The following is a 22,640-nucleotide window of genomic DNA, read 5'->3' on the forward strand; positions in this document are numbered from 1 at the left end:
ATCAAATTATGAAAAAAATCATTTACTCAATTGTAACCTTATCATTATTAGTATTTTCTTGTTCTAATGATGACGATGCGTTTACACAACCAGAACCTTTAGGAGCTTATGAAAACGGAATTTTTGTAAGTGCAGAAGGTGGACCATCTTCAATTTCTTACATATCAAATGATTTTTCTGTAACAGAAAATCAAGTCTATTTTAATGTTAATAATGAAAACTTAGGCGTGTATTTACAATCTGTAGGTTTTAATAATGATAAGGCTTATATCGTTGTTGATGCAGGAACAATCACAGTTGTTAATCGTTATACTTTTGAAAAATTAGGAACGATAGACACTGGTTTAACGTTACCAAGATATATTGCTTTTGATGGTAATACTGCTTACGTTTCTGATTGGGCTGATCCAAATGATGCTACAGATGATTACATTGCTGTTGTAGATTTAAACTCTAATACAGTAACATCTACCATAGCTGTTGCTGAAGGACCAGAGCAAGTTTTAGTTAATTTGGATAAAGTGTTTGTATCACATAAAGGAGGTTACAATACTAATAATATAGTAACAGTAATTAATACTGTGGATAGCACTACAGACACAATTACTGTACAATCTAAACCAGACGAAATGGCCATAAATAATCAAGGTCATTTGGTTGTGCTTTCTGGAGGTAACGAACCATGGACAGGTAACGAAACACCAGCAGCAATAACAAAAATAAATGTTACAGATAACGCTATTGTATCATCTTTTGTTTTTGGAATAGGGCAACATCCAGGTTTAATGAGTTATAGTGATGGTAATACTTATTACATTTTAGATAATGCAGTATATGGATTGTCAGATACAGATACTAGTTTACCAACAGCTTCATTATTTGACATTACTGCTACTAGTGCTTATGGAATGGCAGTAAAAAACAACTTGCTATATGTAACAGATGCTGGAAACTTTTCAGGAAATAGTACTTTAAAAGTATATGATTTATCTTCTGGATCAGAAACCAATAGTTTTGACGTTGGAGTTATTGCTTCTAAAGTGTACTTCAACTAAGAAATAGTTAATAAAACCACAAACCAACCATTAAAAAGCCTCTAAATTATTTAGAGGCTTTTTTATATTTTATACTTAAGGTGATAGTTACGGAATTAAGTCACAATACCAAACACCATAGGTTTCGGCATCACTTTTACAGATATCATTATCATTGGTTTTAGGCGCATTATATTCTCGGTATACTTTTTCTCCAATGGTAAACGGGATTGGGTTTTTAAAGATTGGCCCATCAAAACAAAAGGTATGGAATTCGCCATTTTCTCCGCAAGGATCAACACCTTCAGGTAGGTTGTCTATAAAATTTTCATCTATAATAGTCCCAACAAAATCTTTATCAAAGTATTTAGAATTAGCACAAACCACTATGGTTTTAAAACCGAGCGCCAAAAACTCAGTAATAAGTTGTTTTGTATCGCGCTTCCATAATGGAAATATAGCTTTTATGTTTTGGGAGGCTAATTGGGTTTCTCTGTACATTTTTAAGTCCTCTAAATAGATGTCGCCAAAAGCACTATGTGTAAAATTGTCATCCTTTAACGTGGTTACAGTCTTTAGCATAATGTCTTCATAAGTGTCCATGCTTGGCATTTCTGGAAGTTCTATTAGACTGGATTTAATACCTAAAGCTTCGGTTTGTGCAATTAACAATACTTTACGTAAACCATGCATAGTTACACGATTATAGTGTGTATTTACTGTGGTAATTAATTGTTCAACAGAATAAGTTTCGTCTTGTAATAAATGGTAAAGTGCTAAAGCAGAATCTTTACCTGAACTCCAGTTAAAATAAGTTTTATGTCCCAATAGGTTTTGCGTTTCTTTATTTAAATACGTTTAATCCTTCACTATCAATGTACATATTGTCCTTTGTAATTGTGTTAAGCTTAGAGTAATCTTCTATTTTTAAGGTATTTAACATAGGTTGGTTACTAAAACGTCCATTACCAGTTATATGCTGTATGGCTCTTGCTAGAAGTGGTTCGTCTTGTTGCCCTAAAATACCGTAGTTTGCTACGTTTTCTTCTAAAGTTAATGTTGGTATCAAACCAGTTTCATATTCAAAAAAACCATCAGCATTTTCGCTTTTACCAACTAAAGGCTGCATTGCCCAAGTATGATTTGGATTAATACCTGTGGTGCAACTATAATTACAACTTGGACTATCATATAAGGTGGTTGAAAACTCATTTTTACCAACAGTAACATCACCAATATGTATTACATCAAGGTAAGGTCTTAAGCAATTTATAACCAACTCACTAGCAGATGCAGAGCTACCTTGCGCTAAAATGTATACTTTATTTAGGTTTAAGGTATTAATAGATGTACCGTCAGAGAGTTGATTTGTAAAATATTTATTAACCTGCTCATCGGTTAGGATGGCTTGTATTTTATTATTCCATTGTTGTTTTAAAAATACTGAGGTTGTTGGTTCTCCAGCAATCATACTTCCTAAATTAATAGCACTATTAACACTACCTCCTGGGTTGTAACGCAAATCTAGGACTAAGTCTTGGACACCTTCTGCAGCAAATTGACCAAAAATACTATTAAGCTGTTGGTCATAACCGCTTGTAAAACGATTATACATTAAATAACCAACTTTAATACCTTCCACAGTAAAGGTATTAGCTATTAAAATCGGATTTTCTTCATAAACTTGTTTAGTAAGCGTAACGGTTTGACCTGTTAAAACAAGATTGTCGGATGTATCCAATTCGGCAAGACCAATAGTATAGGTATCGTTTCCAAAAAATAATAAGTTTCTGTAATTGTTTTCAGTTAATTGTATTCCGTCTACGGTTAAAAAAAAGTTTCCACGTTGTAAGTTGTTTGTAGATGCGCTTGTATTTGGTAATACATATTGTACAACACCAAAAGCATTGCTGCCACCATCAATTAAACCAACACCAAATTCCATTCCGTTACTTTTAGACACACCATTTAAAGTATTGTTTAAAGCAAAATAATCGTCTACAATCCAACTAAAACGGTCTTGATCAGATAATAAGCTATAAAACATTTGATCAGGCGTATCAAAACTATTTAAAAATTCAGAGTAATCTGTGGTATCTAAAAACCGGTCATCTGCCAAGTCTATAACTTGATCCTGCCAATAATACCACGTATTTAGTCCAGACCAAATAAAGTCTTTAATCTCTGTGTCAGAGATTGGGTTGTCGTCCATATCTTCATAACAGCCTAAAATAATAAACGGAAGTATAAGGACTAGGTATTTTATATTAATAATTTTCATAGCGCTAAAGGTTCTTTTTCATTATAAAAGTACTTACTTTATTTTATATTGAAAATAAATTGTAACAATTATAATAGTTGTTCGTCGTAATAGAAACCAACCAACCAAAATGACGCAGTCAGAGTTTTTAAAATTAGTAATGCCTTTTAAAGATAAGGTCTTTCGTTTAGCAAAACGATTACTAGTGTCTAGAGAAGAAGCAGAAGATGCCACTCAAGAGGTGTTGTTAAAATTATGGCGAAACAAAAGTCAGATAGAAAATTATAAAAATGTGGAAGCATTTTCCATGACCATGACTAAAAACTTTTGTTTAGATAAATTAAAGTCGAAACAGTCGCAAAATTTAAAAATAGTACATAGTAATTATCAAGACCATAATGTTGCATTACAAAAGCAAATAGAATTAAATGATAGTTTACAATGGGTTGCAAAGATTATTGAAGATTTGCCTGAACAGCAAAAAATGGTAGTCCAATTAAGAGATATAGAGCAATATGATTTTGATGAGATAGCAAAAATGTTAGATATGAATCCTACAGCTGTACGTGTAGCACTATCAAGAGCAAGAAAAATTATAAGAGAAAAATTAACTAATACACATAATTATGGTATTAAATAATATAGAAAAATTACTAGAAAAGTACGAGAATGGCGAGACCACTCTACAAGAAGAAGCACAGTTAAAAGACTATTTTTCGCAAGACACTGTCGCACCACATTTAGAATATTACAAAGCTATTTTTGCTTACTATGTAGTAAACCAACAAGAAACCTTTACTAAAAACGTACCACTAAACACTAAAAAGAAAATTAATTTTAAGTGGTTAAGCGTTGCAGCAGTAGCAGTGTTAATGGTTGGTATTTATTTTAATTTACCTAAGCAAGACACGATAACAGAAGCCGATAGACTAGCCTATAATCAAGCTAAATCCTATTTGTCTTTAGTATCACAAACACTTAATAAAGGTAAAGCACAAGTTAACTACTTAGATGCTATAACTAAAGCTGGCACACAAGTTGACTATTTAAAACAAATGGAAAGTCCAATACAAAGAACAATTAAAAAATAAATTAAAAATGAAAACAATAACTATAAATACAAACACAATGAAAAAGCATATAATCTTACTAGTAATGGCTGTTTTAATGTTACCCTTAACAGGAATGGCTCAGCAAGATATTTTTGAAAAATATAGTGACAATGATAAAGTAAGTTACTTGTCATTAAAGCCTAAAATGTTTCAAATGCTTGCAAAAATGGATATCGATACAGATGATGCCGAAGCTAAAGCCTACATGGATATGGTAAATAGTATCACTAGTTTTAAAACTATGGCAACAGATGATAAAGCAATAGCTAAAGATGTTGCAACTTGGGTCGCATCAAAAAGCGGAACTTTAGAAGAATTAATGGTAATGAAAGATAATGGTGTAGTCATGAAAGTCTATATTAAAGAAGGTAAAGACGACAACCATGTTAGTGAGTTACTAATGCATATTAATGGTTTAGGAGCAGTGACTAAAGACTCAAAAATAAAAATTAATGGCGAAAACAGAAGCCTAGAAACCGTTGTGGTATCCTTTACAGGAAATATTGATTTACGTCAAATATCTAAACTGGTAAACAAAATGGATCTTCCAGGAGGTGATGAGTTAGAAAAGAAAAGCAATAAATAAATTTATGAAAACATCAATCAAATTATTATTTGCACTGTTTAGTATATCCATAATATTAGTAAGTTGTAAAGACGAAAACTCTATACAAACTTACTTTGTAGATCATCAGGAAAAGCCAGAGTTTTTGTCTTTTGATATCGCTGCAGACGTTATTGATTTTTCTAAAGCAGATTTAAATAAAGAAGAACAAGAAGCGTATCAATCTATTAAAAAGCTTGATGTATTAGCTTATAAAGTTAATGACCAAAATAAAGATAGGTATGGTCAGGAGCTTGAAAAAGCTAAAGCTGTCTTTAATAATAAAAAGTACGAAGAGTTGATGGAGTTTAAAGACAATGGTGTAAATGTAAAAATTAACACCTATGGAAAAAACGACAAGGTTGACGAGTTTTTAGTACTTGCTAGCTCTAAAGAGATGGGCTTTACTATTGTTAGAGTGTTAGGTAATAACATGAAACCTGAACAGTTAATGAAACTGTCTAATAAGATTCAAAACGCAGATGTAGATCAAGCTCAGTTTAAAAGCCTTATGGATATTTTTAAATAAATAACTATAGTTTAATGTAAATGTTAAAGGCTTATCCAATGGATAAGCCTTTTTATATTATATAACCATTATTTTATGGCTATTTTTTAAATTTTGTTTCAAAAAAATCATCATCACTATGACTAGTTTTTTTAACTAATACTAAATTTAAAATTACTGTTAGATAAACAAAAACAACTAAAGCAACGTAAAATGGATTATTTAATAAGCCTGTAATACCTCCAACAATTAAAAGTATTAAAGTTACAGTGCAAAGTATTAAAGATGTATTGTCATTAAACATATTATATACCTGTATAATTACTTGGTGATATGGCTTTTAATTCTGTTTTAATAGCATCGCTAACCTCTAAGGTATCAATAAAATTTGAAATAGATGTTTTATTAATCGCTTCATTGGTTCTAGTTAATCCTTTTAAAGCCTCATAAGGGTTTGGGTAACCTTCACGTCTTAATATGGTTTGTATTGCTTCTGCAACGACAGCCCAATTGTTTTCTAAGTCAGCCTCAAATTTAGCTTGGTTTAATAATAATTTACCTAAACCTTTAAGCGTTGATCCAAAACCAATTAAAGTATGTCCAAATGGGACACCAACATTTCGTAAAACAGTACTATCCGTTAAATCACGTTGTAACCTTGATATTGGTAGTTTTGCAGATAAATGTTCAAAAATAGCATTAGCTATACCTAAGTTACCCTCACTGTTTTCAAAATCTATTGGATTTACTTTATGTGGCATTGCGCTACTACCAACTTCTCCAGCTTTAATTTTTTGTTTAAAATAATCCATAGATACATAGGTCCAAATATCTCTATCTAAATCTATAATAATAGTATTAATACGTTTTAAACAATCAAACAACGCAGCCATGTGGTCATAGTGTTCGATTTGAGTTGTTGGAAACGAGTGGTATAATCCTAATTTTTCTTGTACAAATGTTCCTCCAAAAGTTTTCCAATCTATAGTTGGATAGGCCACTTTATGTGCATTAAAATTTCCGGTTGCACCACCAAATTTAGCAGCACTTGGTATATCATTTAATAAGTTAAATTGCTCTTCTAAACGTACAGCAAAAACTTCAATCTCTTTACCTAAACGTGTTGGAGATGCTGGCTGACCATGTGTTCTAGCTAGCATTGGTATATCTTTCCACTCTTCAGCAAGACGTTTTAATTCTTTTAAAACATTTAAGTATTCTGGTACGTAAGCCTCGTTCATAGCATCCTTAATACTTAAAGGGATTGCTGTGTTATTAATATCCTGAGACGTTAAACCAAAGTGGATAAACTCTTTAAATTCACTTAAACCTAAAGCATCAAATTGTTCTTTTATAAAATACTCAACCGCTTTAACATCATGGTTGGTAACCTTTTCAATATCTTTTATAGCCTGAGCGTTCTCAGTAGTAAACGATTTGTAAATGTCACGCAAGGCTTCAAATTTACTAGAATCTACACCTTTAAGTTGTGGTAGTGGGACTTCGCATAAAGCAATAAAGTATTCAATTTCTACTAAAACACGGTATTTAATTAGTGCTTCTTCAGAGAAAAAATCTTGTAGTTTTTCAATTTTATTTCGGTAACGACCATCAATTGGAGAGATCGCATTAAGTTGATTTAAAGACATAAAAATAGTTGTTTTTTAACAAGCTATAAATATAGTTTTTTTAACGGGAAGACTAAAGGATTACGCTTTAAGAATTAATTAAAATAATAATTTTTACTTTCTAGTTTTATGTAAAATTTGCTTTGCTCTGGCTTTAAAAGCAGCACTTTGTGAGGCAAAATCACGTTGTAAAATGGTTATTAATTCTGGGTGGACCCAATCATAATCTTTACCAAATAAAAATAAAGTATTCATGCTATAGGCTTTAGCAGCGACTTTTGCATCTGTGATTAACCAATCAAAACAAGCTTCAATAATTTTTTCCCGATGCTTCGGAAGTAAAGCCTCTTTTAATTTAGAAGGTGTTTTACCATAGTAAGCAATAGCTATATATTCACATATTTTTGCGACAGGTCTTTCTGCCGAATCTAAGTGCACACGACCCATGTTTTCTGTAAATGTATCCAGATAAGGGATTAAAGCTTCTAGGTTTTCTTTGCACATAAACTCTAAAACCCAAGCAGCACGTGGAGATATTTTGTCGTCAACCATAAACATAATATCTAAAATCTTAGGTATTAAATTAGTGTTAGCTAACAGCAGGTGTGCATAATACAAACGTTTTTCACGAGAATGATTAACATAATTTAATTCTTGATATAAAGCGTCAGTAGTCAAAGATTTATTATTTTTAAAGTCTAAAAATAACTAAAATGAAATTACTTAAAAAGATTGGACTAGTTTTATTACTGGTTTTTATAGTTGCACAATTTTTTTCGCCTGAGAAAAACCAAGGTAACACAGAGGATTTAACCGCTTTTTTAAACGAAACAAAACCTTCTCCAGAAGTTAAAACCATTCTTGAAACCACATGTTTTGATTGTCATAGCAGTAATACTAAATATCCATGGTATGATAAAATTACACCAATCAATTTTTGGTTGAATGAACATGTTGAGGACGGTAAAAAGCATTTAGATTTTTCTAAATGGTCAGATTATTCTATAAAACGTAAAGACCATAAGTTTGAAGAAATTGCTGAAGAAGTTGAAGAAAAGAAAATGCCATTACCAAGTTATACTTGGACACATGGAGATGCTAACTTGTCTGATGCACAAATAAAGGCAGTTGTGGATTGGGTAAATCAAGTTAGAATGGGCTATGCATTAGCTCCAAAAGCAGAATAAATTTTAATATCTAAATATCCCTCTATTGGTACCTAAAATTTTAATAATTGGATTTGTTTGGCCAGAACCTAAAAGTTCTGCAGCTGGAAGTAGGATGATGCAACTGATTGAAGTATTTCAATCGGCTAATTATGAAATAACCTTTGCAAGTGCATGTGCTAAAACAGACAATGCGTTTGACTTGTCAAGTATAGGTGTTAATAGTCAAAATATTGTATTAAATGATGCTAGTTTTGATACGTTTATAAATGACCTAAATCCATCCATTGTTATCTTTGATAGATTTATGGTGGAGGAGCAGTTTGGTTGGCGAGTAGCAGAGCAATGTCCAGATGCCTTACGTATCTTAGATACCGAAGATTTACATTGTTTACGTAAAGGACGTGAGCAAGCGTTTAAAGATCAGGCTATTTTTGATAAAAATTATTTACAAAACGATACCGCTAAACGCGAAATAGCAAGCATTTTACGTTGTGATTTATCATTTATTATTTCTCAGGTTGAGGTTGAGATTTTAGTAAATCAATTTAAAATAGACGAGCATTTATTGTATTATTTACCGTTTTTGCTTGATCCATTGTCACCAGACACCCAAAAAAACAGCCCAAAATTTAAAGATCGAAACCATTTTATTACCATTGGTAATTTTATGCATAAACCTAATATGGATGCAGTCATGTTTTTGAAATCAGAAATTTGGCCTCGTATTAAAAAGGAATTACCTAAAGCCGAAATGCATGTGTATGGATCCTATGTGTCAGAAAAAGCGATGCAATTAAATAGTCCTAAGGAAGGCTTTTTAATTAAGGGGTTTACAAATGATGTTAACCAGGTAATGCAGGATGCTAAAGTATGTTTAGTACCATTACGTTTTGGTGCAGGACTTAAGGGTAAATTAATAGATGCTATGCTAAATGGTACACCATGTGTTACCACAACTATTGGAGCAGAAGGTATGTACGGAACCTTAAAAGATACTAATGCTTTTATTGCTGATGATCCTGAGAATTTTGCCAAACAAGCAGTGGAGTTGTATTCCAATAAAATTTATTGGAATGGGAAGCAAAAAAATGGATTTATGATAATTAATACATTGTATGATAAAGCTATTTATACTAAGGATGTATTATATAAAATAGAATTACTTAAAGCTGGATTAAAAGCCCATAGACAACAACACTTTTATGGACAAATGCTAATGCATCATACCATGCAAAGTACTAAGTTTATGAGCAAATGGATTGAAGAAAAAAATAAACCTAAAGACTAAAGAATTAAAGTCTAGTAGTCAAATAATTTTAAACAAAAAAAGAGCTAAAATTTTAAATTTTAGCTCTTTTTTTATGTGTATAAAGTAATAGCAATTAAGCTGTAACTTCACTCTTTTTAATTTTTCTGTAAGGAAAAGAATTAAAAATACTACGTTTAGCAAAACGTGTTTGTTTATCACTCTGAGAAAACTTAATGTATAACGCTTTATTTACACCAAAGTACTCATAAGTATCTCCATTTAAAAAAGTAACTTCTAATAACAACCCTTTATGTTTCCAATCCATAATAGGACTAGTAATTGTTACTGCGTATTCTTCTTTATTAGCCTCAATAGTTTCTGGAGAGATACTAACTAAAAAGTGGTATCCATCAATAACTTTGCGACTCATTAATTCTGCTTCTTGCGCTTTTTCATCACCTGCTTGAAACTTATCAGGATGCCATTCTTTAACCAAATTACGGTAAGATGTTTTTAACGTTTTTAAAGATAAATCTTGGTCTACGTTAAATAGTTTTTTGTACTCATTAATACGCTTCATAACAGATGCTTTTTTTAAATAAGGCGCGAAAGTACTATTTTGTTTTGAATTGAAGGTTAGAAAGTTATAATAAATTAATCTATTTACAATTTATAATCTATAAAACAGCTAACTAATCTTAAAATAGTTAGTTTTTACTGTCTCTTTTTTTTATATCTCTCATGGTAAGTATCATGGCAATGATTATAAGAATGTTAGATATTATTCCGTTAAATGGTCCATTGTTAATGTTATTAAAATCTAGATTATAAATATTGACAATTAATAATACAGTAGCTGCAATAATTATAAAATAGGTGAAATAAAAGCGTTTCATTGGTGTTAGATGTTTTGAAAAAAATAATATCATTAAATATCTTTAAATAATTTTTTAAACCGTTTTGGTAATTCGTCCTTTAAATATAAATTTTCATTAGTAAAAGGATGAGTAAATTGTAAAGAGTAGGCGTGTAGGTAAAGTCCTTTTCCGTTTAAGATTAGATTTTCAAAGCCATAATCTTTATCTCCTAAAATGGGATTACCAATACCAGAAAGGTGTTTGCGTAATTGATGTTTCCTTCCTGTAAAGGGTTCTAGTTGGACTAAATTTAATTTTTTAAATCGCACAGAGTCTACGGTTTGAAGTACCTTATATTTTGATTTTGAAGTTTTACCATCTACAGTAGTTGTAATGAGGTCTTCTGGTTGCATAACACCAATTGTAACTGCGTAATATGTTTTTTTTATCGCTCTGTTTTTAAACAAAGTATTTAAGGCGCGTATACTGCTACTGGTTTTGCCAATTAATAAAATACCAGTAGTAGGAAAATCTAATCTATGTACAGGTTGTGGTTTTGTAACATCGCTAAGTGTGCTTCTTGTAATATTTTGTGTAAGTGCATTGGCTATAGTTTTAAAGCTATTACCATTAACCAAAAGACCTGCTGGTTTGTGTATAGCAGCTAGATATTCATCTTCAAATAAAACATCTAATTTAAAAACAAAGTTTTTTCTTGGTGGTGCATCTTGCATTATGGTTAGACAAATGGTTTCGCCTCCATGTATATATGTTGCAGATGTTGCAATGTTGCCATTAACCGTTATGTATTGTTTTTTTAGAGCTTTTTTTAAGGCAGATTTTGTTAATGCAGCTTTAAAAATACCAACCGCATAATCTTGTAGTCTAATTCGTGTATGCTGTTTAGGCGCAATATGAGTTTGAGTTAAATTGATATCTGTAAAAATTATTTATGGATTTGATTAATACCGAAGGTACTTGAAATAACAGACAAAATCAAATATTAAATAGAAGTAAATCCACACTTTTTATTACTTTCGCAACTTTAAAAAACAGACTATGATTTCTATAGATAATTTAGCAGTAGAGTTTAGCGGAACCGCCTTGTTTAGCGAAGTGTCTTTTGTAATTAATCCAACAGACAAAATCGCTTTAATGGGTAAAAATGGTGCAGGTAAATCAACCATGATGAAGATTGTTGCAGGCGAGCAAAAACCAACAAGAGGTCATGTTAGAGCTCCTAAAGACGCTGTTATTGCTTATTTACCGCAACATTTATTGACAGAGGATGATTGTACTGTTTTTCAAGAAGCAGCAAAAGCGTTTAAGCACGTTTATGCTATGCGTGACGAAATGGAAGCGCTTAATAAAGCTTTAGAAACTAGAACAGATTATGAAAGCGATGAGTACATGGCTATCATTGAAAAAGTATCTGATTTAGGCGAAAAATATTATGCTTTAGAGGATGTTAATTACGATGCCGAAGTGGAAAAAGCACTTAAAGGTTTAGGTTTTAAACAAGAAGATTTTACGCGTTTAACCAACGAGTTTTCTGGTGGATGGCGTATGCGTATTGAGCTAGCTAAAATTTTATTACAAAAGCCAGATTTAATTTTATTAGATGAGCCAACAAACCATATAGATATTGAGTCTGTTATATGGTTAGAGGACTTTTTAGTCAATAAAGCAAATGCAGTAATGGTAATATCGCATGACAGAGCGTTTATTGATAATATAACCAATCGTACTATTGAGGTGACTATGGGTCGTATTTACGACTACAAAGCTAATTATAGCCATTATTTACAATTACGAGAAGATAGACGTAGTCATCAAATTAAAGCGTATCAAGAGCAACAAAAATTTATTGCAGATAATATGGCTTTTATTGAGCGCTTTAAAGGGACTTACTCTAAAACCAACCAAGTCACTTCTAGAGAACGTATGCTAGAAAAGCTACAAATTATAGAGATTGATGAAGTTGATAATTCATCTTTAAAACTTAGTTTTCCACCAGCACCAAGATCAGGTGATTATCCAGTATCTGTTCAAAATTTGACTAAAAAATATGATGATGTCGTCGTGTTTAGTGATGCTAATATGTCTATAAAAAGAGGCGAAAAGGTCAGTTTTGTTGGACGCAATGGAGAAGGTAAATCTACAATGATTAAAGCTATTTTAGGGCAAATTGATTATGAAGGAGAATGTAGTCTTGGACACAACGTACAAGTTGGTTACTTTGCACAAAACCAAGCAGCTTTATTAGATAATGATTTAACGGTTTTTCAAACTGTAGATGAGGTTGCAAAAGGTGATGTAAGAACAGGAATTAAAAATATTCTTGGTCGTTTTATGTTTAAAGGTGATGATATAGATAAAAAAGTAGGTGTGTTATCTGGAGGAGAAAAAACAAGACTAGCTATGGTTAAGTTATTGTTAGAGCCTGTTAACTTACTAATACTAGATGAGCCTACAAACCACTTAGATTTAAAATCTAAGGATGTTTTAAAAGAAGCCTTGAAAACATTTGACGGAACATTAATATTAGTATCTCACGACAGAGATTTTTTACAAGGTTTATCAGAAAAAGTATTTGAATTTAAAGACCAACGTGTTATTGAGCATTTTGAAACTATTGATGCCTTTTTAGAACGAAACCGTATTAAAAGTATTGCAGATATTAATTTAATGAAATAGCTATTTTAGCTTATAGTTTTTAATAGAAAAAACTTCTTTTATAGTTAAAGCGTTTAAAGGAAACTCTAAAAATACATGTAAAAAGCTTAAAAAGAATAAAGCAACTAATCCTGTTTTATAATCATATAAGTATAATGCAATGGAAGCTGTCCATATGCCTAGTATTAAAAGCCCTTTTTTAACAGAAATAGCTTTTTGCCAACCAATAATTGACGTTTTTGAAAACCAATTTAAATAATGGTAAGTATAAGCAAAACCTATAAAAATTTGAATTTTTAATCCTACTTCTGATAGTGCATAAAATTTTCCGTTTTCAAATAGATTTAAAAAGCCTGCAATAGTGCTATTAACTCCCATCATATTACTGTCTACATAAGTGTCTATAGCACTTTGAGACAAATTATAACCTTTGGCATTTATTGGAATTTTCCAAATAATAATAGGAACACACAACAATATAAAAGCCAATATAAAACCATACTTGCTTTTAGCTTTTAAAGCACCAAAAACTATAAATAAAAAAGTAAATAGATACACATGTATTAGTGTTGGTAAAAATAGTCCAATAAATAATAAATATTTTGGCACATATAAAGTTAAAGTGAAGGCTAATACAACAGCAATAAATAATATGAGTATTAGATGTTTAACTTTGCTAACAAATATTAATCCTACAGCAAGCATAAAACCTATTAGCAGTAAAGCGTTTGTGTTTTTGTTTATTAATTTTAAAAGATCATTAAAGCTATTATTTAAGCCTAAATCTAAAAATTTGTAAACAGGGTATATAGCCAGTATTATGGCAAAAACAGTAAAAAAATAGGTCCATTTTATATTTTTTTGTACAAAGTAATTACGATCTTTTAACCAATTAATTTCGGTTAAATAGTGTAATGGTCCTAAAATAGCATAAGAGAACAAAAACAATTCAAAAGGAATTTTTATTGCAATCAATAATGATATAACAATAAGTCCAATATTAAGAAGGTCTATCTTCTTAGTATTCATAGTTATTTAGTGGTTGGTTAATAGCGATTATTGATTAAATATATAACACCTTAACGATAATAACTAATTTGATTTAATATATTTAACCTGTTGGCTTTCAATTTGTTTGATTGTTTTTTATAAGCCTAAGGTGGATTCTATTTGTTCAACCGTTCGTTTTAAAAAATTTGGAGGTGTAAATCTATATCCAAAATATAGGCTTGCATAACTTTTATCATTAACCATACTTTGTGTAAGATCTTTATTTATAGCGTTAGAATCAAAATTAAAACTTGCTCCAGCACTAATGGTTTCAGAAGTGTAACCAAATTGTAATGTTAAGTCTAAAGCACGAGAGATAAAAGTATCCTTGTTTGTTATGTTATTTAATTTTTCGGTAGTAAATCTAACACCTAAAGCAGGAGCAATAGAGGAGGAGATAAACCAATGTTCCTTAAAAGCCCAAGTATAATAATAAGCAGGAGCAAAGGAAACGTCAAAACTATTATCTGCTACTTTTTGATAATCAATACTATTACTTAATCTATTAAAACCATACTTTAAAGTTGGTACAAAACTTCCTGCAGTTTCGCGTTGCCATTCATTTAGATGTGTTAAATGTTTCAACGAAAAATTATTATTTAAAACATAAGAGGTTGTACCAAGCCAACTAGTTGTTTTTAAATCCGGAAATTGAGCCAACAACTGCGCATTGTTATCTTGGTAAAATCCTTGAACTTTGTGGTATTCAAAACTCTGTATCCATTGTTTTAAAAAGATATTTAATTGCGAATTTAAAAATTTTGATTTAAAATCAGTAGATCTGCTGCTTGGTGAAAACCCAATTTTTAAGCCTAAAAATTTATAGTTTGCGCCAACTTCCAATCTATAAGTATTATTAGCATTAACAAGTATGGATTGGTTGTTATTTTGTATTGAAAAAGATTCGTTTTGCGTGTTAATATTTGATTTTACTAATAGGTTTTCTCTAAACGAAAGCACTGAGTTTTGACCAACAACAACTGAGCATGAAAGTAAAATAAATACTACAAGACAATTCCTCATAATTATAAAACAGAGATAAATGTGTTAATCCCTTTTGTAGCAGTCTCAGCTATAACAGTTAAGTTTTTTGTGCTAGAAATTGAAGGGTCAGGATCAATAAAAAAGGTTGGTGTGTTTTCTGGCACATAATGCATTAAACTAGCAGCAGGATACACTTGTAATGAGGTACCTATAATTAATAATTTGTCTGCAGTAGCGCAAACTTCTACAGCTTTATCTATTAATGGTACAGCTTCTCCAAACCAAACAATATGTGGTCGTAATTGGTGTCCATTGTTGTCTAAATCACCAAGGACTAAATCTTTTTTCCAATCTATAACATAGTTTTCGGTATTAGTACTTCGTGCTTTTAGTAATTCGCCATGTAAATGGATTACATTTGTACTGCCTGCACGTTCATGTAAATCGTCAATATTTTGAGTAATAATTGTAATTTTAAAATGTTTCTCTAAGTTAGCAAGCTCTAAATGCGCTTTGTTAGGTTTTACTTGTAATAATTGACGCCTGCGTTGGTTGTAAAATTCAAGGACTAATTCTGGGTTAGCTTCAAAACCATCAGGAGATGCTACTTGCATGACATCGTGACCTTCCCAAAGCCCATCTTCACCTCTAAACGTTTTAATTCCGCTTTCTGCACTAATACCTGCACCAGTGAGTACCACTAAATGTTTCATTTTTTTCACTACATTTGAATTTCGCTTATAAACTTAAGATTAATTCCCTTTAATATCTTAAAGCTTAGTAAAAAATTAAGTTATTCATTTTAAAAAATTAATCCATGAAAACCCTCAAGTACCTTTTAATTGTTTTTTCAATTACATTATTTACCAATTGTTCAGATGATGATTCCTCTGAGCAAATAACGTCTTTAACTTCAGAAATTTTTAATATAGAAGCATTTGAAGACTCTAATATTTTTGGTACTATAGAATATTTTAAAAATTCTAACAGTACCATTACTATAGAGGTTAATTTGGTTGGAACCGAATCTAACCAGTCTTATCCAGCAAAAATTGTTTTTGATACAGCAGCAGACTATGATGCAACTAATACAGAAGTGGCAATAAACTTAGTACCTATAGATGGTAATTCTGGAAAAAGTAGAACCACCTTTTCTACTTTAGAAGATGGTACCTTTATATCTTATGAAGCTTTATTAGACTTTGATGGTAACATAGTGATTAATAAAAGTGAAACTAGTCAAGTTATAGTAACACAGTCAGATATTGGTCAAAATATACTGACAACAAATACGGTAAGTTACCCTTTAAGTGAAGTTGATGTTAGTGATATTTCTGGAACTATAACTTTTACAGAACGTGTGAATGGAGAAGCTCTTGCTGAAATATCTTTAGTTGGTAGTCCAGAAGGAGGCGTACATCCAGCACATATACATTCAGGAAGTGTAGCAACAGCACCAGGAGCTATTGCTTTTACATTTAATCCAGTAATTTCAAAAATTAGTAAAACTAATGTTGCTAAATTAGATGACGGTTCACCTTTTGGATATGACGATGTTTTATCTGTAAATGGGTATGTAAATGTGCATTTAAGTGCTACTAATTTAGGTATAATATTAGCACAAGGTAATATAGGAGCCAACTAATTAAAACATAAAACTATTTTAAAGCCTGATGCTAAAACCATCAGGTTTTTTATTTTTATAACATGATAGACTTAAAATTATTACAACATCTAGAAACGTATTTAACAGCGCATAGGTTAACACGTTTTAAACAAGTTTTAGATCAACGCACAAAGCATTTTACTGTAGCTACAGAGGATGTTTATCAATTACATAACACTAGTGCTGTTATGCGTACTTGTGATGTTTTTGGTTTACAAGAATTAAATATTGTAGAAGAAATTAACAGCAAAAGTATTGATGGAGAAATAGCAATGGGAGCGCAAAAATGGGTGGATTTAAACCGTTTTGATACTGTAACAGATTGCATTAAGGACTTAAAGCAAAAAGGGTATCAAATTGTTGCAACAACACCTCATACAGACGATTGTGATTTATACGATTTTGATGTAACACAAAAGGCGTGTTTTTTCTTTGGAAGAGAAACCGAAGGATTGTCTGATGCAGTTTTAAACCAAGCTGATAGTTTTTTAAAAATACCAATGGTAGGCTTTACAGAAAGTTTAAACATATCTGTTAGTGCTGCAATTATTTTGCAACATGCAACATCTAAGCTAAAAAAAACAGATATTAACTGGCAATTGACTGAAACGGAAAAACTAGAGAAAAGATTAGATTGGTGTAAAAAATCTATTAAAAGTTACGATGAAATTGTTGAACGTTTTTATAGTAATCAAGTATAGACTTAATATACCTGCAAATAATTAAAAAAAGCTCAAATTAATTTAATTTGAGCTTTTGTGTTTATGTCATTAATCTGTCAAAATTATATGCGTTTTTTTCGACCACGATTTAAAACCTTATACTCTTCATAACACTCACTAATAGCATCCAAAATCTGAAGGTCGTTAGCTGTTGTTACAAACTCTTCAGAGTAGTTACATTGGCTAACAATTTCATCCAAATCAACTTTAGTTACGCCTAATAGTGCAATTAACATTTCTCTGTCAAAACGTGCAGCTAAAGTGTTACGTATATTGTCATCTTCTTTCATTTTTTTTAACTTTCTAAGTTCTTTGCCTTTACTACTAAAGGTATTGTATAAAAAGTCTAGAGGATTAAATATAGAACCTAAAACCTTAGTTACAGCGCTTGGCTGTTTTTTTCCAGCTTCATAACCATTGGATAGTCCAGAAATGCTATATCTGTAATTAGTGTTTATGTTAACTTGTTTAATATCTACTTCTAAATATCCAGTTAATTTTAATCCTGTAACAACAACTTCTTCTAAAGCTAAAGCAAGTTCTGTTAAGGTAATGGTGGATTTTTCAATTTGATCAACCCAGTCATTGGTTACTTTTACTTTAATAGATTTAAATCCTAAATAGGATAGGTGAAGGGTGTCATTTGCTTGTGCGCGCAATTCAAATTCACCATCAACATTTGTGGCTGTACCTATAACTTGGTTTAGATTAACAATATTTACGTTTTCTAAGGGTTGTCTTGAAGTGGCATCAATAATAATACCTTTGACGGTAGATTCTGCTTTTACAGCAGAAGAGTCAATACTTTTTTTGACAGAAGTTACTGCTTTTGTGTTTTCTTTTTTAGTTTGAGAGAAACCAAAAGTTGTGCTTAAACCAACTAGTAAAATAATTAAGTAGTACTTCATGTATGAAATTTCAGTTATAAAAATAACAAAGAAAACGCTATAAATAGCGTCTTCTTTTATTTTTGACTAAATATTAACAAAAAGGTTTAATTTTAAGTTAACTAGTATGTGTTATTACTCTTTACGTCTAGAGCGTGTTGGTCTAGAGTGAGAGGTTTTAAATTCTGATTTATCTCTGTTAGAACGACTAGATCTTTCAGAGCCACTATCGCTACTTCTGCGTCTGTCACTTCTGTTACTAGAACTGTCATCGCTTCTTCTAGAGCTTCTTCTTTCTCCTCTTGGTTTGTCGTCACGACGTCTTCCGCCACTATTTCCACCATCGCGACGTCTTCCGCCACCTCCACGGTTTCTGTCACGACCACCACCACGACTTCCGCCTCTGTCTTCTGTAACTTCTACATTAACAAAACGACCATTGTCCTTGTAATCTGTAAAAAATGCTAAGACTTTTTCTTGGTGCTCTTTTTCTGTATTAAAGAAAGAGAATGTTTCTTTAACATCAACTTTAAAGACATCGTCACGACCTAAATCTAAAACTTCTTTTAAGAAATCTTTTAATTTCATCCAGTCATAACCATCTTTTTCTCCAACGTTAATAAAGTAACGTGTAGCACTTCCAGAGGATTGTGATCTTCCTTCACGACCACCATCACGACCAGAGTCTCCAGCAGTAACGTTTAAGTTTTTAGATTTTTGATAGTAATTAAAGAAACGTGTAAACTCTACAGAAAAGAATTTTTTAATTAATTCATCTTTAGATGTATCAGCAAACAACGTGTTGATGTCTTCTAAATACTTATCAATTTCGTGATTAATTTCTGTATTATGAATTTTGTTTGCTAAAGACATTAATTGTACTTCGCAAATTTCCATCCCGTTAGGAATTTCTTTTAATTCAAATTTTTGATTGATAATACGTTCGATACTTTTTAATCGACGTACTTCGCTTTTAGAAACAATTACCATTGATACACCAGTTTTACCTGCACGACCTGTACGACCAGAACGGTGTGTATAAGTTTCTATCTCGTCACTTAATTGGTAATTAATTACGTGTGTAATATCATCTACATCAATACCACGTGCAGCAACATCTGTTGCAACAAGCATTTGTATTTGACGAGATCTAAATTGTTTCATCACAATATCACGTTGGTTTTGTGATAAATCTCCATGTAATGCTCCTGCGCTATAACCATCTTCGATTAAGTTTTCGGCTACTTTTTGTGTATCACGTTTTGTTCTACAAAATATAACTGAAAAAATATCTGGATTAGCATCTGCTAAACGTTTTAAAGCTTGGTAGCGATCACGTGCATTTACTAAATAGTATTCGTGCGATACATTATCTGTACTTTGGTTTTTATGACCAACAGTAATTTCTTGTGGGCTGTTCATAAAATCTCTTGCAATACTTGCCACTTCTTTTGGCATAGTTGCAGAGAATAACCATGTGTTTTTGTCTTCTGGAGTACCAGCTAAAATATCTGTAATATCTTCTTTAAAACCCATGTTTAGCATCTCATCTGCTTCATCTAAAACAGAATATTGAATTTTAGTAATATCTACTAAACGACGGTTGATCATATCTTTCATACGACCAGGAGTTGCTACAATAATTTGTGCACCTCTTTTTACTTCTCTTGCTTGATCCGTAATACTTGATCCTCCATAAATAGCAACTACGTTTAACCCTTTAAGGTATTTACCGTAAGCTTTCATCTCGTTAGCTATTTGTAAACATAGCTCACGAGTTGGAGATAATATTAAACCTTGAGTAGTGCGACTATCTACATCAATTTTTTGTAACATTGGAAAACCAAATGCTGCAGTTTTACCAGTTCCAGTTTGCGCTAATGCTACTAAATCTGTTTCTTGGTTTAATAAAATTGGGATTGCTTTTTCTTGTACTTCAGATGGTGTTTCAAAACCTAAATCTGCAATACCTTTTAATAGATCTTCGTTTAGACCTAAATCTTGGAATGTGCTCATTCTTTTATATTATGTATTTCAATGTCAATCTGTTTGGTGTTACAAATAGAAGCGCATTGAATATACTTAACCTAAACTTCTAATAACACATCCTCTCTCTGAGGAATAAATAAACCCTCTTGGGTTTTTCAAGGTGCAAAGGTACGTTTTTATTTCTGATTTACAATTTTTAATATTTTATCCCTTTAAAATACTGTAAACAATAGGTGTTTGACATTTTTATGTATAGGAATATTATATAAACTTTATTTAAGATTATTTAAAAAAGTAACTAATAATTGTACTGCTTTACCACGATGACCAATACTATTTTTTTTATCTAAAGAGATTTCGGCAAAGGTTTGTGTGTGTCCAATAGGTTTAAAAATTGGATCGTAACCAAATCCTTTGTCACCATGTTTTGTAGTGGTTATTTCCCCTTTGCAAATGCCAGAAAAAGTTTGCAGTTGGTCTTTTAAATGTAGTGCTATTACGGTTTTAAATTGTGCTTTTCTATTACTTTTGTCTTTAAGATTATTAAGTAATAAATCCATATTATCGTTGTCATTACGTTGTGGTCCTGCGTATCTAGCACTAAAAACACCTGGAGCTCCATGTAATGCTTCAACTTCTAATCCTGTGTCATCTGCAAAACAATCATATCCATAATGTTTTTTTATAAATTCTGCTTTTTGAATAGCATTACCTTTAATTGTAGGTTGTGTTTCTGGAACATCCTCAAAACAGCCAATATCTTTTAAGCTAAGTAGTTTTATGTGTGCAGGAATTAAAGCTTGGACTTCTTTAACTTTATTTAGATTATTTGTTGCGAAAACAAGTTGCATAAAAATAGGTTGTGTAATTAATGTAAATAGGTTTATCTATGATGGTAAGGCTCATTACGTAAAATGGTAAAGCCACGATATAATTGCTCTATAACAAACAGTCTAACCATCTGATGAGAAAAAGTCATTTTTGATAATGATATTTTACCCTGTGCTTTGGCATAAACTTCTGGACTAAATCCATAAGGTCCACCAATAACAAATACAATTTGCTTTGCACCAGAGTTCATGTGTTTTTGTAAATAATCTGAAAAACCAACACTATCAAATTGTTTTCCATTTTCATCCAATAAAATTAAAACATCTGTAGGCTTTAATTTGTTTAAAATTAGCTCGCCTTCTTTTTGTTTTTGTTGGTCTTCACTTAAGTTTTTTACTTTTTTTAAATCAGGAATAATTTCTAAATCAAAGCCTACGTAAAAGCCTAAACGTTTGGTGTAATCATCAATTAGCTGTTGTAATTGCTTGTTGTCTGTTTTGCCTATAGCCAGCAGTTTGATAGTCATATACTAATTGTGTAATGCTTTTGTGTTAAAAGCAGTGTTTGCTGTTATGGTAAAATTCATATTTACTAAATATACCTTTTCCGTCGGTAAATTTTTTAGTGTTAGATGCTTCAAGATCGGCTTTAAACTTGGTCCAATCGTCAGTTTTAAGTAGTTTTTCAAATCTAGAATTTGCAAGATGTCCACCACTTAAAAAGTATTCGCCATCAGATTTTATAATTAATAAATTGTAATTATTTTGAATGTCAAAAAACTTGTTTTTAAAAGCACCTTGATCTTTAATCCATTCAAAATCCACATAGGTGTTTAATGCCTTTTCTTCAGCGTTATACATATGGATAAAATCTAATGGGTAGTGGTTTTCATATTTTTCAATACATTTCTGTCTTCTTTTTTGCCAATCTGCCCTTTCTTCTTTAAAAAGCTCTAAATTAAAAGGGTGTGTTTCTATTTTCTCTGCTTTACTAACATCCTCAACATTACCAGGGAATTTGTATTTAAAATGCTGTGAATGAATTTTTTCTGCTCTTTCAAAGCCAAAAATAGAATCATAATATTTTATAACAATATATTTATTTTCCTTAGTGTTATTAGACTTGGATTGTATTAAGGTTTTAATTTGATTATACTCGTCAGTTTTTAGCTTACCAAATCTATACATAGGTGATAACTTATTAACCGTAAGGGAATCTGTTTTATATTGTAGGCACTTTTTTGTAATCCCTTTACATTTTTTAAAATAGCTGATGGAATCCATTGTTGAAAAGTCTTCATCTATGTAAACAGTGTTTTGACTGTGTGCTGAAGCGCTAAAAAGTAATAGTAATAGTAGCGAAAAAATAATACGATTAAGCATAAGTAAATTTGAAGGCTTACAAATTAGATTTG

Annotated in this window: 27 protein-coding genes; 11 read left to right on the forward strand and 16 right to left on the reverse strand. The window is 31.2% G+C overall.

The window, feature by feature from the left end; translation table 11 throughout:
- Nucleotides 1–8: 8 nt before the first annotated feature.
- Nucleotides 9–1,055: a YncE family protein gene (locus tag M890_RS0101225; protein WP_028281764.1), complete on the forward strand. Its 1,047-nt coding sequence runs from the start codon at nucleotides 9–11 to the stop codon at nucleotides 1,053–1,055.
- Nucleotides 1,056–1,142: 87 nt separating this feature from the next.
- Here the strand turns inward: M890_RS0101225 and M890_RS0101230 are convergent, their stop codons facing one another.
- Both M890_RS0101230 and M890_RS0101235 read right to left on the reverse strand, forming a co-directional pair.
- A complete protein-coding gene (locus tag M890_RS0101230; protein WP_028281765.1) occupies nucleotides 1,143–1,862 on the reverse strand; it encodes a Dph6-related ATP pyrophosphatase in 720 nt (239 codons plus the stop codon).
- A 16-nt stretch (nucleotides 1,863–1,878) separates the two neighbouring features.
- Complete coding sequence (locus M890_RS0101235; RefSeq protein ID WP_028281766.1) at nucleotides 1,879–3,315, reverse strand: GFO_1087 family putative carboxy terminal peptidase; 1,437 nt, start codon at nucleotides 3,313–3,315, stop codon at nucleotides 1,879–1,881.
- A 109-nt stretch (nucleotides 3,316–3,424) separates the two neighbouring features.
- On the opposite strand from M890_RS0101235, the gene M890_RS0101240 reads away from it, so the two are divergent.
- The 4 genes from M890_RS0101240 to M890_RS0101255 are packed head-to-tail and all read left to right on the forward strand — an operon-like array spanning nucleotide 3,425 to nucleotide 5,539.
- Nucleotides 3,425–3,934, forward strand: coding sequence for a GFO_1088 family ECF-type sigma factor (locus tag M890_RS0101240; RefSeq protein WP_028281767.1), 510 nt, complete (start codon nucleotides 3,425–3,427; stop codon nucleotides 3,932–3,934).
- Nucleotides 3,921–4,385 carry a PG0215 family putative anti-sigma factor gene (locus M890_RS0101245; protein WP_028281768.1) on the forward strand — a complete coding sequence of 155 codons (465 nt, stop codon included), beginning with the start codon at nucleotides 3,921–3,923 and terminating at the stop codon, nucleotides 4,383–4,385. The genes M890_RS0101240 and M890_RS0101245 overlap by 14 nt, the downstream gene beginning before the upstream one ends.
- Before the next feature lie 7 nt (nucleotides 4,386–4,392).
- Complete coding sequence (locus tag M890_RS0101250) at nucleotides 4,393–4,992, forward strand: GFO_1090 family protein (protein WP_028281769.1); 600 nt, start codon at nucleotides 4,393–4,395, stop codon at nucleotides 4,990–4,992.
- Nucleotides 4,993–4,996: 4 nt separating this feature from the next.
- A complete protein-coding gene (locus M890_RS0101255; protein WP_028281770.1) occupies nucleotides 4,997–5,539 on the forward strand; it encodes a GFO_1091 family lipoprotein in 543 nt (180 codons plus the stop codon).
- A 79-nt stretch (nucleotides 5,540–5,618) separates the two neighbouring features.
- On the opposite strand, the gene M890_RS0101260 is transcribed toward M890_RS0101255, so the two are convergent.
- The 3 genes from M890_RS0101260 to M890_RS0101270 all read right to left on the reverse strand — a co-directional run bounded on the left by M890_RS0101260 (nucleotide 5,619) and on the right by M890_RS0101270 (nucleotide 7,824).
- Nucleotides 5,619–5,822 carry a hypothetical protein gene (locus M890_RS0101260; RefSeq protein ID WP_028281771.1) on the reverse strand — a complete coding sequence of 68 codons (204 nt, stop codon included), beginning with the start codon at nucleotides 5,820–5,822 and terminating at the stop codon, nucleotides 5,619–5,621.
- A gap of 1 nt (nucleotide 5,823) precedes the next feature.
- Nucleotides 5,824–7,167 (reverse strand): adenylosuccinate lyase, encoded by a 1,344-nt coding sequence (gene purB, locus M890_RS0101265; protein ID WP_028281772.1) that lies wholly within the window; start codon nucleotides 7,165–7,167, stop codon nucleotides 5,824–5,826.
- A gap of 93 nt (nucleotides 7,168–7,260) precedes the next feature.
- Nucleotides 7,261–7,824 carry a hypothetical protein gene (locus tag M890_RS0101270; protein WP_028281773.1) on the reverse strand — a complete coding sequence of 188 codons (564 nt, stop codon included), beginning with the start codon at nucleotides 7,822–7,824 and terminating at the stop codon, nucleotides 7,261–7,263.
- 35 nt (nucleotides 7,825–7,859) lie between these two features.
- Between M890_RS0101270 and M890_RS0101275 the strand changes: the two genes are divergently transcribed.
- Both M890_RS0101275 and M890_RS0101280 read left to right on the forward strand, forming a co-directional pair.
- The gene (locus M890_RS0101275) at nucleotides 7,860–8,333 is read left to right on the forward strand and encodes a heme-binding domain-containing protein (RefSeq protein WP_028281774.1); all 474 of its coding nucleotides are present in this window, start codon (nucleotides 7,860–7,862) and stop codon (nucleotides 8,331–8,333) included.
- Nucleotides 8,334–8,358: 25 nt separating this feature from the next.
- On the forward strand, nucleotides 8,359–9,603 hold the full coding sequence (locus M890_RS0101280) for a glycosyltransferase (RefSeq protein WP_028281775.1): 1,245 nt from the start codon (nucleotides 8,359–8,361) through the stop codon (nucleotides 9,601–9,603).
- 94 nt (nucleotides 9,604–9,697) lie between these two features.
- Here M890_RS0101280 and M890_RS0101285 read toward each other — a convergent pair whose 3' ends face one another.
- The 3 genes from M890_RS0101285 to M890_RS0101295 form a co-directional block, all read right to left on the reverse strand.
- Nucleotides 9,698–10,144 (reverse strand): KTSC domain-containing protein, encoded by a 447-nt coding sequence (locus tag M890_RS0101285; protein WP_028281776.1) that lies wholly within the window; start codon nucleotides 10,142–10,144, stop codon nucleotides 9,698–9,700.
- A 127-nt stretch (nucleotides 10,145–10,271) separates the two neighbouring features.
- Nucleotides 10,272–10,460 carry a hypothetical protein gene (locus tag M890_RS0101290; RefSeq protein WP_157243241.1) on the reverse strand — a complete coding sequence of 63 codons (189 nt, stop codon included), beginning with the start codon at nucleotides 10,458–10,460 and terminating at the stop codon, nucleotides 10,272–10,274.
- 32 nt (nucleotides 10,461–10,492) lie between these two features.
- Nucleotides 10,493–11,155, reverse strand: a complete 663-nt coding sequence (locus M890_RS0101295; RefSeq protein WP_316929335.1) for an RluA family pseudouridine synthase — start codon at nucleotides 11,153–11,155, stop codon at nucleotides 10,493–10,495.
- 1 nt (nucleotide 11,156) lies between these two features.
- On the opposite strand from M890_RS0101295, the gene M890_RS17000 reads away from it, so the two are divergent.
- Nucleotides 11,157–11,297, forward strand: a complete 141-nt coding sequence (locus M890_RS17000; RefSeq protein ID WP_316929336.1) for a hypothetical protein — start codon at nucleotides 11,157–11,159, stop codon at nucleotides 11,295–11,297.
- Nucleotides 11,298–11,480: 183 nt separating this feature from the next.
- Complete coding sequence (locus M890_RS0101300; protein ID WP_028281779.1) at nucleotides 11,481–13,118, forward strand: ABC-F family ATP-binding cassette domain-containing protein; 1,638 nt, start codon at nucleotides 11,481–11,483, stop codon at nucleotides 13,116–13,118.
- Here the strand turns inward: M890_RS0101300 and M890_RS0101305 are convergent, their stop codons facing one another.
- The 3 genes from M890_RS0101305 to M890_RS0101315 form a co-directional block, all read right to left on the reverse strand.
- Complete coding sequence (locus M890_RS0101305; RefSeq protein ID WP_028281780.1) at nucleotides 13,119–14,126, reverse strand: hypothetical protein; 1,008 nt, start codon at nucleotides 14,124–14,126, stop codon at nucleotides 13,119–13,121.
- Between the two features lie 117 nt (nucleotides 14,127–14,243).
- Complete coding sequence (locus tag M890_RS0101310; RefSeq protein WP_028281781.1) at nucleotides 14,244–15,170, reverse strand: DUF4421 family protein; 927 nt, start codon at nucleotides 15,168–15,170, stop codon at nucleotides 14,244–14,246.
- Between the two features lie 2 nt (nucleotides 15,171–15,172).
- Nucleotides 15,173–15,844 (reverse strand): SIR2 family NAD-dependent protein deacylase, encoded by a 672-nt coding sequence (locus tag M890_RS0101315; RefSeq protein WP_028281782.1) that lies wholly within the window; start codon nucleotides 15,842–15,844, stop codon nucleotides 15,173–15,175.
- 104 nt (nucleotides 15,845–15,948) lie between these two features.
- On the opposite strand from M890_RS0101315, the gene M890_RS0101320 reads away from it, so the two are divergent.
- Nucleotides 15,949–16,776 carry a hypothetical protein gene (locus M890_RS0101320; protein WP_028281783.1) on the forward strand — a complete coding sequence of 276 codons (828 nt, stop codon included), beginning with the start codon at nucleotides 15,949–15,951 and terminating at the stop codon, nucleotides 16,774–16,776.
- Between the two features lie 62 nt (nucleotides 16,777–16,838).
- Nucleotides 16,839–17,498, forward strand: a complete 660-nt coding sequence (locus M890_RS0101325) for a TrmH family RNA methyltransferase (protein ID WP_028281784.1) — start codon at nucleotides 16,839–16,841, stop codon at nucleotides 17,496–17,498.
- Between the two features lie 83 nt (nucleotides 17,499–17,581).
- Here the strand turns inward: M890_RS0101325 and M890_RS0101330 are convergent, their stop codons facing one another.
- The 5 genes from M890_RS0101330 to M890_RS0101350 form a co-directional block, all read right to left on the reverse strand.
- Entirely contained in the window at nucleotides 17,582–18,427 is an 846-nt protein-coding gene (locus M890_RS0101330) for a carboxypeptidase-like regulatory domain-containing protein (RefSeq protein WP_036597017.1), read from the reverse strand.
- Nucleotides 18,428–18,541: 114 nt separating this feature from the next.
- The gene (locus M890_RS0101335; protein WP_028281786.1) at nucleotides 18,542–20,422 is read right to left on the reverse strand and encodes a DEAD/DEAH box helicase; all 1,881 of its coding nucleotides are present in this window, start codon (nucleotides 20,420–20,422) and stop codon (nucleotides 18,542–18,544) included.
- A 245-nt stretch (nucleotides 20,423–20,667) separates the two neighbouring features.
- Complete coding sequence (locus tag M890_RS0101340) at nucleotides 20,668–21,246, reverse strand: non-canonical purine NTP diphosphatase (RefSeq protein WP_028281787.1); 579 nt, start codon at nucleotides 21,244–21,246, stop codon at nucleotides 20,668–20,670.
- Nucleotides 21,247–21,278: 32 nt separating this feature from the next.
- Complete coding sequence (gene rlmH / locus M890_RS0101345; protein WP_028281788.1) at nucleotides 21,279–21,752, reverse strand: 23S rRNA (pseudouridine(1915)-N(3))-methyltransferase RlmH; 474 nt, start codon at nucleotides 21,750–21,752, stop codon at nucleotides 21,279–21,281.
- Between the two features lie 25 nt (nucleotides 21,753–21,777).
- Entirely contained in the window at nucleotides 21,778–22,608 is an 831-nt protein-coding gene (locus M890_RS0101350; protein ID WP_028281789.1) for a hypothetical protein, read from the reverse strand.
- Between the last annotated feature and the right edge of the window lie 32 nt (nucleotides 22,609–22,640).

The sequence above is a fragment of the Olleya marilimosa CAM030 genome (assembly GCF_000518485.1).
Classification (GTDB): domain Bacteria; phylum Bacteroidota; class Bacteroidia; order Flavobacteriales; family Flavobacteriaceae; genus Olleya; species Olleya marilimosa.

Excerpts from the sequence above, each read along its gene's own strand:
- M890_RS0101225 (WP_028281764.1), top strand. The coding sequence starts at position 9 with ATGAAAAAAATCATTTACTCAATTGTAACCTTATCATTATTAGTATTT.
- M890_RS0101235 (WP_028281766.1), bottom strand. The coding sequence starts at position 3,315 with ATGAAAATTATTAATATAAAATACCTAGTCCTTATACTTCCGTTTATT.
- M890_RS0101240 (WP_028281767.1), top strand. The coding sequence starts at position 3,425 with ATGACGCAGTCAGAGTTTTTAAAATTAGTAATGCCTTTTAAAGATAAG.
- M890_RS0101245 (WP_028281768.1), top strand. The coding sequence starts at position 3,921 with ATGGTATTAAATAATATAGAAAAATTACTAGAAAAGTACGAGAATGGC.
- M890_RS0101250 (WP_028281769.1), top strand. The coding sequence starts at position 4,393 with ATGAAAACAATAACTATAAATACAAACACAATGAAAAAGCATATAATC.
- M890_RS0101255 (WP_028281770.1), top strand. The coding sequence starts at position 4,997 with ATGAAAACATCAATCAAATTATTATTTGCACTGTTTAGTATATCCATA.
- M890_RS0101260 (WP_028281771.1), bottom strand. The coding sequence starts at position 5,822 with ATGTTTAATGACAATACATCTTTAATACTTTGCACTGTAACTTTAATA.
- purB (WP_028281772.1), bottom strand. The coding sequence starts at position 7,167 with ATGTCTTTAAATCAACTTAATGCGATCTCTCCAATTGATGGTCGTTAC.
- M890_RS0101275 (WP_028281774.1), top strand. The coding sequence starts at position 7,860 with ATGAAATTACTTAAAAAGATTGGACTAGTTTTATTACTGGTTTTTATA.
- M890_RS0101285 (WP_028281776.1), bottom strand. The coding sequence starts at position 10,144 with ATGAAGCGTATTAATGAGTACAAAAAACTATTTAACGTAGACCAAGAT.
- M890_RS0101290 (WP_157243241.1), bottom strand. The coding sequence starts at position 10,460 with ATGAAACGCTTTTATTTCACCTATTTTATAATTATTGCAGCTACTGTA.
- M890_RS0101295 (WP_316929335.1), bottom strand. The coding sequence starts at position 11,155 with ATGCAAGATGCACCACCAAGAAAAAACTTTGTTTTTAAATTAGATGTT.
- M890_RS17000 (WP_316929336.1), top strand. The coding sequence starts at position 11,157 with ATGGTTAGACAAATGGTTTCGCCTCCATGTATATATGTTGCAGATGTT.
- M890_RS0101300 (WP_028281779.1), top strand. The coding sequence starts at position 11,481 with ATGATTTCTATAGATAATTTAGCAGTAGAGTTTAGCGGAACCGCCTTG.
- M890_RS0101305 (WP_028281780.1), bottom strand. The coding sequence starts at position 14,126 with ATGAATACTAAGAAGATAGACCTTCTTAATATTGGACTTATTGTTATA.
- M890_RS0101310 (WP_028281781.1), bottom strand. The coding sequence starts at position 15,170 with ATGAGGAATTGTCTTGTAGTATTTATTTTACTTTCATGCTCAGTTGTT.
- M890_RS0101315 (WP_028281782.1), bottom strand. The coding sequence starts at position 15,844 with ATGAAACATTTAGTGGTACTCACTGGTGCAGGTATTAGTGCAGAAAGC.
- M890_RS0101320 (WP_028281783.1), top strand. The coding sequence starts at position 15,949 with ATGAAAACCCTCAAGTACCTTTTAATTGTTTTTTCAATTACATTATTT.
- M890_RS0101325 (WP_028281784.1), top strand. The coding sequence starts at position 16,839 with ATGATAGACTTAAAATTATTACAACATCTAGAAACGTATTTAACAGCG.
- M890_RS0101330 (WP_036597017.1), bottom strand. The coding sequence starts at position 18,427 with ATGAAGTACTACTTAATTATTTTACTAGTTGGTTTAAGCACAACTTTT.
- M890_RS0101335 (WP_028281786.1), bottom strand. The coding sequence starts at position 20,422 with ATGAGCACATTCCAAGATTTAGGTCTAAACGAAGATCTATTAAAAGGT.
- M890_RS0101340 (WP_028281787.1), bottom strand. The coding sequence starts at position 21,246 with ATGCAACTTGTTTTCGCAACAAATAATCTAAATAAAGTTAAAGAAGTC.
- rlmH (WP_028281788.1), bottom strand. The coding sequence starts at position 21,752 with ATGACTATCAAACTGCTGGCTATAGGCAAAACAGACAACAAGCAATTA.
- M890_RS0101350 (WP_028281789.1), bottom strand. The coding sequence starts at position 22,608 with ATGCTTAATCGTATTATTTTTTCGCTACTATTACTATTACTTTTTAGC.